Source organism: Streptomyces canus 299MFChir4.1 (genome assembly GCF_000383615.1).
Classification (GTDB): Bacteria; Actinomycetota; Actinomycetes; order Streptomycetales; family Streptomycetaceae; genus Streptomyces; species Streptomyces canus_C.
In genome coordinates this window covers 1-1,220 of the sequence record NZ_KB911696.1, presented here as the reverse complement: position 1 = coordinate 1,220, position 1,220 = coordinate 1, and the positions used below count along the sequence as shown (strand labels likewise).

The following is a 1,220-nucleotide window of genomic DNA, read 5'->3' as shown; positions in this document are numbered from 1 at the left end:
CGACATACGCCTTCCCTTCCATGTCGTGTGGGGAGACAGCGACCGAATCGTCACTACCGAATACGGCAGGGCCTACGCGGCAGCACTCCCGATGTCGACGTTCACCCCGCTGCCCCGCTCGGGCCACATGCCGCAGATCGAGACGCCCGAGGAACTGCTGGGCGCACTGCTCGACATCGGCAACCGCTGACCGCTGACCGGTGACCGGTGACCGGTGATCGCTGACCGGTGATCGCTGATCGGTGACCGGTGACCGGTGACCGGTGACCGGTGACCGGTGACAACCACCCACGCACGACCCTCAGGCAAGGAGACCCCCATGAAGACCCCACTGAAGGTGACCCGGATCGATCACGCCTGCCAGCTGATCGAGTTCGGTGAGATCCGGGTACTGACCGACCCCTGGTTCACCCAGACCGCGACGTACTATCCGGGCGAACCGGTTCATCTGACCGTCGAGGAGCTCGGCCGCATCGACGCCGTCGTCATCAGCCATGAGCACTACGACCACTGTGACCTGGACGCCCTCGTCGCCGGAGGCTTCGATCTCGACACGCCTGTGATCGGGCCCGGTACGGTGGCATCCCTCGCGCGGACTAAGGGCTTTCGCGACGTCCGGGCCATTGAGGCCTGGGAGGCAACCACCGTCAAGGGCCTCTCCGTGACGGCAACACCAGGCCAGCACGGCGTTCACGAGGTCACCTTCGTCCTCCAGGCCGGCGGACGCACGGTCTTCTTCGGAGGCGACTCGCTCCGGGTACCGGAACTCGACACCCTTCCGGAGCGGTTCGGCCACATCGATCTGGCCCTCCTGCCGATCAACGGCCTGTGCGTCAGGCCCCTGAACCATCAGCAGATGGTCATGAACGCCGAACAGGCCGCAGCTCTGACGGCCGTTCTCAAGCCGACGCTCGCCGTGCCACAGCACTACGCCTTCCACAGCGGCCGGCTCGGCGACCAGATCATGACCAAGACCGACCGCGATCCCCGCCACTACGCCGACGCAGTCGCCCGCATCGCACCGGAACTCGACGTCCGGATAGTCCTGCCCGGCGTCGAGGTGACCGTTGCGTGAAACTCACGGGCGCAACGGCATCACCGCCGGTGCGCCCCCTACCGGCAGACATGCCGCGGAACGATGACGAACTCACGTCGGGTGAGCGAGCGAAGACGGATATCAACCGGCCTTCGGCCGATACACCAGCGCTCGCATCGCCCAC

The 1,220-nt window shown here is 66.1% G+C and carries 1 protein-coding gene and 1 pseudogene; both read left to right on the top strand.

Annotated features, from left to right (window positions below; translation table 11 throughout):
- A pseudogene (locus H293_RS56970) lies at window positions 1-190 on the top strand (alpha/beta fold hydrolase); the annotation flags it as partial.
- A 129-nt stretch (window positions 191-319) separates the two neighbouring features.
- Window positions 320-1,075 (top strand): MBL fold metallo-hydrolase, encoded by a 756-nt coding sequence (locus H293_RS0148835; RefSeq protein WP_020125015.1) that lies wholly within the window; start codon window positions 320-322, stop codon window positions 1,073-1,075.
- Window positions 1,076-1,220: the final 145 nt, after the last annotated feature.

Coding starts and splice junctions, on each gene's coding strand:
- H293_RS0148835 (WP_020125015.1), top strand. CDS start 320: ATGAAGACCCCACTGAAGGTGACCCGGATCGATCACGCCTGCCAGCTG.